This window comes from Salinisphaera sp. G21_0 (assembly GCF_017744115.1).
In the GTDB taxonomy this organism is placed as follows: domain Bacteria; phylum Pseudomonadota; class Gammaproteobacteria; order Pseudomonadales; family Endozoicomonadaceae; genus Endozoicomonas.
The window spans coordinates 181,070-188,612 of the sequence record NZ_JAGHQW010000004.1 but is presented as its reverse complement, the minus strand read 5'-3'; the positions used below and the strand labels follow the sequence as shown (position 1 = coordinate 188,612).

Here is a 7,543-nt window from a genome sequence, read left to right as displayed (position 1 = left end):
GTTACGCACCCGTCCGCCGCTCGTCGGCAAAGAGCAAGCTCTTCCCGCTACCGCTCGACTTGCATGTGTTAGGCCTGCCGCCAGCGTTCAATCTGAGCCATGATCAAACTCTTCAGTTTAAATCGTTTTGTCATTTTATTCCGAAGAACAAAACAACGGCTCAATGTCACAATTAAACGTACATGAATTTACAGGTATGTTCGCTTGATCAATTAAGCATCTTAAAGTGTTCAAAGCCGAAGCTTTGTTACCGATGCAATCGCACAAGCGCCCACACGAATTGTCTGATATCTTGTTAAAGAACTTGACCAAGTCATTGAGACCCAATCTCTAACCGGCGATGATGCCGATCAGCGAGGCCGCTATCATACCGAAGCAGCTTTCGTTGTCAAGCGCTCGTTTTTCCCGTAGAAGTAAAGAAGCTTTCCAACTCGCTAACGTTGCTCTCAAGCCCTGTCAGCGGAGGCGCATCTTAACGCGCCAGTTTGATTTGTCAACCGATTGTTTTTCATTCACTTCCAAACAACCCATTTTCAAACCGCACTTCCCGGTCAGCGATGATGATTCATTCTGCCGATCCGTGGATGACCGTTTGGGTCAGTCCGTGGAAGTGGGGTGTATTATACGGCAGATGTTTTATGTAACAACCTGAGGACAATACCTATAATTAAGCCACAGTCCGAAGCAGGGCGGGCTGATAGCCTCCATATGGGGGAGAGCCGTGACATTGCCTTTACAACCCCCCTTCTTTAGAATGCCCTTCACAAAACAGACAATAGTTTGCGCCTGATTTAAAAGTGGCAAGCGGCTTCAGGATACTCAATCGTTCCAATATGGCAGCAATGCTCCCAGCCAGCTTGCCAATACCCTATGTGTCTCGTTTGCTCCCGGTTCTTTTCACAATAACCAACCGGTCAGTCAGACAGATAGCAGCTCTACTATTCTCCAATAGTAAACAATCAATACCGGCACCTATATGCCGTTAACACCTTTCAAGACTCATATATATTGCTGGAGACACCACTTGTTCGAACCCCACGCCAGAAACGTTGCCACCATAAAGAATGATCTTCTTTCCGGTTTAACGGTAGCACTTGCTCTTGTTCCAGAAGCTGTCGCCTTTGCCTTTGTTGCCGGGGTCGAGCCTCTGGTCGGCTTATATGCTGCCTTTCTTGTTGGTCTGATTACTGCAGCCATTGGTGGCCGCCCGGGAATGATATCCGGAGCAACGGGTGCCCTGGCCGTGGTTATGGTCAGCCTGGTTGCCAGTCACGGGGTACAGTATCTGTTCGCAGCGGTGGTTCTGATGGGCATTATTCAAGTGCTCGCCGGCATATTCAAACTCGGCAAGTTCATCAGAATGGTCCCCCATCCGGTGATGCTTGGCTTTGTAAATGGTCTGGCCATCGTGATCTTTCTGGCGCAGCTCAGTCAGTTTGGTGTTCAGGGTGAAGCCGGCTGGTTAACCGGCTCTTTCCTGGAAAACAGTGTTATTGATGTTGCCTGGATGAAAGGCAGTGAGCTTTATTTGATGCTCGGGCTGGTTGCCTTAACCATGGCCATCATCCATTTTCTGCCCAGGCTGACCAAGGCCATTCCTTCTTCTCTGGCCGCCATCATTGTGGTCACCGCTCTCGCCCTCGGTTTGAATCTTGATACCAGAACCGTTGGCGATGTTGCCGGTATTGCGGGCGGGCTTCCGGCATTCAGTATTCCTTCAGTGCCGTTTACCTTTGAAACCCTGACGATCATCTTACCCTACTCTCTGATTCTGGCCGCTATCGGTATCATTGAGTCACTGCTGACCCTGAGAATGGTTGATGAAATCACCGAAACACACGGCAGCAGTAACCGGGAGTGTGTGGGTCAGGGTGTGGCCAATGTGGTTACCGGTTTCTTTGGCGGCATGGGTGGCTGTGCGATGATTGGCCAGAGTATGATCAATGTGAACTCTGGTGGTCGGGGCCGTCTGTCTGGTATTTCGGCAGCGTTATTCTTGCTGACCTTTATCCTCTTTGCTTCTTCATTAATTGAAATGATTCCGGTGGCTGCCCTGGTTGGTGTCATGTTCATCGTTGTTATCGGAACCTTTGAGTGGAGCAGCTTCCGAATCATGAACAAAGTGCCCAAAGGGGATGCCTTTGTTCTGGTGCTGGTTTCGGTAGTCACCGTTCTGACCGACCTGGCGGTGGCGGTTATTGTCGGCGTTATTGTTTCTGCCCTGATTTTTGCCTGGGATCACGCCAAACAGATCCAAATCACAAAACTGGAAGACCAGGATGGTTCAACCATTTATAAGGTGCATGGTCCACTCTTCTTTGGTTCCACCACACACTTTCTGACGCAGTTTTCGCCAAAAGACGACAACAAGGATGTTATTATCGACTTCCGGGACTCCAGGGTCTGTGACCATTCCGGGCTGGAAGCCATCGATACGCTGGCCGAGCGCTATATGAACAGTGGCAGAACGCTACACCTGCTTCACCTCAGCAATGACTGCAGAAAGCTGCTGAAAAAGGCGGGTAACCTGGTGGAAGTGAACGTCATCGAAGATCCCAAGTACTTTGTTGCTACCAATGCCTGATTATCATCCAGCATGACTCAGAGCCCGGACTGAACTCCGGGCTTTTTAATAGGTGCAACTCTTCTATGCCCGTGAATAGCTGACCAGACACCAATTGAGAACCGTGGCACCAGATGATAAATTACCTCCTCGTGTCAATAATAAGAATATAAAGAGGCGTCATAGCTATGAAAACCGTCGAGCAGTGGTTCACGGAATATGGCGAAAGCCACCAGAATCCTACCAATAAATTGATCCACTGGATCTGTGTGCCATCCATCCTTTTCAGCATTATCGGTATAATATGGGCATTCAGCCCTGTTGCCACCTGGGCGATGATGGCCGTTACCCTGCTGTTCTATTTCAAGCTCTCCTTCAAACTGTCGCTGGCCATGATTGTTGTCTTTGCCGCATCAGCAGCCATCTCTCAAGCGCTTGGAGCTTATGTCTTACACGCCAGTATTGCGATTTTTGTCGTTGCCTGGATCTTTCAGTTTATTGGTCACAAGGTTGAAGGGAAAAAGCCGTCGTTTTTTGAGGATCTGCAGTTTCTGTTGATTGGGCCATTGTGGTGCCTGGGCTTCCTGTTTAGAAAGCTCAATATTAATTATTGAATCCCTTCTTTTAAAGGGTTGACCACTGTCGCTCATCCCTCCCTTACCATGGCAATGGCCTCTTCAGCCTCTTTCCAGCCACCCTGGCTGGATAAGATCTGATCGAAAGCAGGTAACGCCTGTTTTATCGGTCGCTTTCACAGGTGTAAACAGTTGGTTGCGGAAAAGTACGACATTTGTTCTGTTAATTCTCCCTCGCAGATCGTGCCTGATCATCCTTGCAGCAGGACTATACTTGACTGCCTGAGTCACCTTGGGGGTTTAACATTATGCCACCTGCAAAGAGGTTAAAGACCAGTACCGATATCGATACATTGAGCAATGAAATCAAGCCTGAAGTAGCCCGTGATATGGCTCGCTTTGATCACCGGTGGGTTCGTGTATCCCAGGAAGTGTTCGCCAAAATCGCCAGCTATTTATCAATCAACGAAATCAATAATTTTGCGCAAGCATCGCCGGCCACGGCTGATCGTCTGCGGTCATGCGGCCTGGCAGAGGTCCAGTACTTCCTCTCCCTGACCAGGCAAAGGCAGTCTTCGTGCCGGGCAATCATTCAGTCCAGTCAGCAACTCCTTGAGCACCTCAGAACGTTGTCCATATTTTCTGTTCGACGCTTTCCTGTGCAACTGGGCCCGGCTTTCTACTCATTTTATGCCAACCATTTGCGCCAGCAGATTCTTGACGGGGCTGCACTGACCCTTACACCCAGTGGCAGCTTAAATGTTAAACGCTTTACCCATCATCTGCATGATCATATTCCCATCCTCACCGAGAGAAAGGCGAAGAATTACAGTGATATTCTGGCTCTGGAGCATGGTCACTGGGTCAGGAAAGCTGAAATCAAACACGATCACATTGCCAGTTTTAGTCATCAGAATGCCGACCATATTTTATTTGTCGCACAATCCGTTCCGGTAAGCTTTGGGAGTGCGGGATTTTTTCACTACGATTACAGTGGTGAAGAGCACTTGCTGTCTGTTTATGAATGCAGGAATGGGGCGTGGATTGAGCAACAGCAACTGACAACGGGTGACGTTTTTCCTCAATGTGGGTCAAAGTTTATGACTTCCATGCACCTGTCACCTGATGCCAGGTCACTGGTCTGTATTAACATGGGACAAGCTGGTGCTATTCTCGGTCGGGGTACCGATGGCCGGTGGGTCAATAGAGGTAACATTCATACAGGTCTTAATCATAATTTACTGTTCAGTGCCGACTGCAAACATCTTGTGATTTATAGTGGATCATTCATTACGGTGATGGGCAAGGCAGACGATGAATCCTGGTCACAAACGGGTGACATTGTTGTTAAAGATCCTGATGATGACCTGAAACTCACACCCAGTGGCGATAAAGTGAGCGAGTATGATTTTGATCTCCAAGTGCTATTCAGCCCGGATAATCGCCATTTTGCCACATGGTTTGAAGATGCCGGCGATGATTGCTACAACGCTTCTATTCGACGAGATTATTTCTTTGTCGTCATTTTTGCCCCGGACCCGGAAGGGCAATGGCGTGAAAAACAGAGAATTATTAAAACCTGCGATTGCCCAAGTCGTTATTACGATATTCAACCTGATTTCAGCCCCGATGGTCGCTGTCTGATTATCACCACTGAAGATGGTCTGGATATCTGGGAATTAAATGCTGACGACCAATGGCTGCCTTCTGTTCAGGAGCCCCCACCTTGCGGTGGTGGTAAGATTTATTTTTCTGTGGACCCTTGTGAATTCATTAGAAAGAGGTGGTGGTGCGTAACAATCTGGCGCAAGGCGGAGTCCGGAATGTGGGGCCGGACACAAACATTTCCCGCTGAGTCCCTGACAATCATCAGCCCCAGCGGTGAAACCATTGTTTGTAACGATCCTGCGGGCCATACGGATATCTATCAACGTAAGTCTGTTGCCGGTGAGTGGGCCAGGCAACGCATCGAATTTTCCATCAAAAAAGCAGATTTCAATCAAGAAGATTACCTGCTGGCAGTAGTTCCTGAAACAAATACTCACAGCCTGATTTTGTTCGGGTTGACGGCAGACGGGAGCTGGCAGGAAAGGGCCCGTTTGCAAACAGAAAACAGGATTGCAAAATTTAGCTTCAGCCCGTGCAGCCGTAATCTTCAGGTCACCGGTTTGCCCCCTGAGAATGGTGATGTTTCAGTGTCAGAGGTTGTTTCCTTCTGGCAGATCATGCCCGATACAGGTTCACGGGAGGCTGACCAATAATTAACTGACCTACTGCGGATTCCCCTGAATCTGGCAAATTTGTCAAACATTCGCGTACTCTTCCCCCTTGCTCAGCCAGCGATTCACCAACGGCTCTACTGCTTCTGGTGACTGGTGCATTAATTCCTGAGCGGCCGTGCGCACAGCCACCAGCAAGTCACGATCCCGCTCCAGATCGGCAACCCGGAATTGTGCCAGACCTGTTTGCCGGGTACCTAAAACCTCACCCGGGCCTCTTAGCTGCAGATCTTTTTCGGCGATCACAAAGCCATCATTGGAATCTCTCATCACCTGCAAGCGTTCCCTGCTTTGTCGCGATAACGGCGCGTGGTACATCAGCAGACAGTGGCTGGCGATTTTACCACGACCCACTCGCCCCCGAAGCTGGTGCAACTGGGCCAGCCCCAGCCTTTCCGGGTTTTCAATGATCATCAGGCTGGCATTGGGTACATCAACACCCACTTCAATAACGGTGGTGGCCACCAGCAGGTGCAGATGACCTTCCTTGAAAGCGTTCATCACCTCCGCCTTTTCGCTGGCTTTCATCCGGCCATGAACCAGACCTATAGACAACTCTGGAAGTGTTTCTTGCAATTGCTCTGCCGTCACTTCTGCGGCCTGACACTGCAATGCTTCAGACTCTTCGATCAGCGTGCATACCCAATAAGCCTGGCGTCCTTCAAGGCAGGCGGCCTTGAGGCGTTTAATGACCTCTTCACGACGGTCGTCACCTATAACGACAGTGTTGATGGGTGTCCGTCCCGGCGGCAGCTCGTCAATCACAGAAACATCGAGATCGGCGTAAGCACTCATGGCCAATGTTCTGGGGATCGGGGTAGCGGTCATAATCAGCTGGTCAGGCAGCCCGCCATTTTTTGCCCCTTTTTTCCGCAGTGCCAGGCGTTGGTGAACGCCAAATCGATGTTGCTCATCAATCACCGCCATACCCAGCTTATGGAACACCACATCGTCCTGAAACAGGGCGTGAGTGCCGACCACAACCATGGCTTCGCCAGAAGCGATCCGGGCTAAAATCTCCTGGCGTTTTTTACCTTTGGTTTTTCCGGACAGGAACGCCATGGAAATACCCAGCGGCTTAAGCCAGTTTGAGAAGTTAAGCTGATGTTGCTCAGCCAGAATTTCCGTTGGAGCCATCACTGCGGCCTGATAACCATTTTCTACCGCCTGCAGTGCTGCCAGTGCGGCGACAACGGTTTTGCCCGAACCAACATCCCCCTGCACCAGTCGCAGCATGGGCTTTTCCATGGCCATATCCTGACTGATATCATCGGCCACTCGCTGCTGGGCAGAGGTCAGGGAAAAGGGAAGTTGCGCCAATAACTGTTGGGTTAACCGGCTTTCCGGTGGCATGGCAAAACCACCAATTGCCTGTACCCGCCTTCTGAGCTGCTGGAGGCTGAGGTTATGGGCCAGTAACTCCTCAAAAGCCAGACGTTGCTGGGCAGGATGCCGCCCTTCGCTGAGCAGTATCATCGACTCTTCCGGTGGCGGCTGATGCAGTAGTCGAACGGCTTCCACCAGTGAGCTGAGGTGATATTTCTGCCGGATCTGCTCCGGGAGAAGTTCCTGCAGAGAGCTTTCATCGGCGAGCAGCTTTAATGCCTGCTCACACAAACTGCGGATTCGTTGTTGAGTCAGACCTTCTGTTGCCGGATAGACCGGCGTTAATGTCTCTTCAACGTCCGCCGGGGCATCGGCTTTGATCACCCGGTACTCAGGGTGATACATCTCAAGCCCGGTAGCACCTCGCCGGGGCTCCCCGAAGCAGCGAATCTCAACCCCATGCCGGAGGTTATTTTTCTGGGCAGCGGTAAAGTGAAAGAACCTCAGACTTATGGATCCGGACCCGTCACCAACCCGGCAAAGCAGGCTGCGACGCTTTCCCATCACGATATCCGATGCCAGCACCTTCCCCTGAATCACCACATCGGTTTGAGGCTGAAGTGTGCCGATGGGTGTCACCCTGGTTCTGTCCTGATAACGCATTGGCAGGTGAAAAAGCAGGTCCTGAATAGTGACAATGCCTATTCTGGCCAACTTTCCGGCCAGGGCATCACCAACGCCTTTTAACGTGGTTACCGGAATATCGTGTAATGACCTGTTCATACTCACCATAGGCCCAC

The 7,543-nt window shown here is 50.5% G+C and carries 4 protein-coding genes and 1 rRNA gene; 3 read left to right on the top strand and 2 right to left on the bottom strand.

Annotation, left to right across the window (positions count from 1 at the left end; all coding sequences use genetic code 11):
* Positions 1-119 (bottom strand): 16S ribosomal RNA (locus J7439_RS03530); the annotation flags it as partial.
* A gap of 905 nt (positions 120-1,024) precedes the next feature.
* On the opposite strand from J7439_RS03530, the gene J7439_RS03525 reads away from it, so the two are divergent.
* From J7439_RS03525 to J7439_RS03515, 3 genes are all read left to right on the top strand, one after another.
* Positions 1,025-2,584, top strand: coding sequence for a SulP family inorganic anion transporter (locus J7439_RS03525; protein WP_209200459.1), 1,560 nt, complete (start codon positions 1,025-1,027; stop codon positions 2,582-2,584).
* A 167-nt stretch (positions 2,585-2,751) separates the two neighbouring features.
* The gene (locus J7439_RS03520) at positions 2,752-3,177 is read left to right on the top strand and encodes an Mpo1 family 2-hydroxy fatty acid dioxygenase (protein WP_209200458.1); all 426 of its coding nucleotides are present in this window, start codon (positions 2,752-2,754) and stop codon (positions 3,175-3,177) included.
* A 269-nt stretch (positions 3,178-3,446) separates the two neighbouring features.
* On the top strand, positions 3,447-5,399 hold the full coding sequence (locus J7439_RS03515; protein WP_209200457.1) for a hypothetical protein: 1,953 nt from the start codon (positions 3,447-3,449) through the stop codon (positions 5,397-5,399).
* A gap of 42 nt (positions 5,400-5,441) precedes the next feature.
* On the opposite strand, the gene recG is transcribed toward J7439_RS03515, so the two are convergent.
* A complete protein-coding gene (gene recG / locus J7439_RS03510) occupies positions 5,442-7,526 on the bottom strand; it encodes an ATP-dependent DNA helicase RecG (RefSeq protein WP_209200456.1) in 2,085 nt (694 codons plus the stop codon).
* Positions 7,527-7,543: the final 17 nt, after the last annotated feature.

Coding starts and splice junctions, on each gene's coding strand:
- J7439_RS03515 (WP_209200457.1), top strand. CDS start 3,447: ATGCCACCTGCAAAGAGGTTAAAGACCAGTACCGATATCGATACATTG.
- recG (WP_209200456.1), bottom strand. CDS start 7,526: ATGAACAGGTCATTACACGATATTCCGGTAACCACGTTAAAAGGCGTT.
- J7439_RS03520 (WP_209200458.1), top strand. CDS start 2,752: ATGAAAACCGTCGAGCAGTGGTTCACGGAATATGGCGAAAGCCACCAG.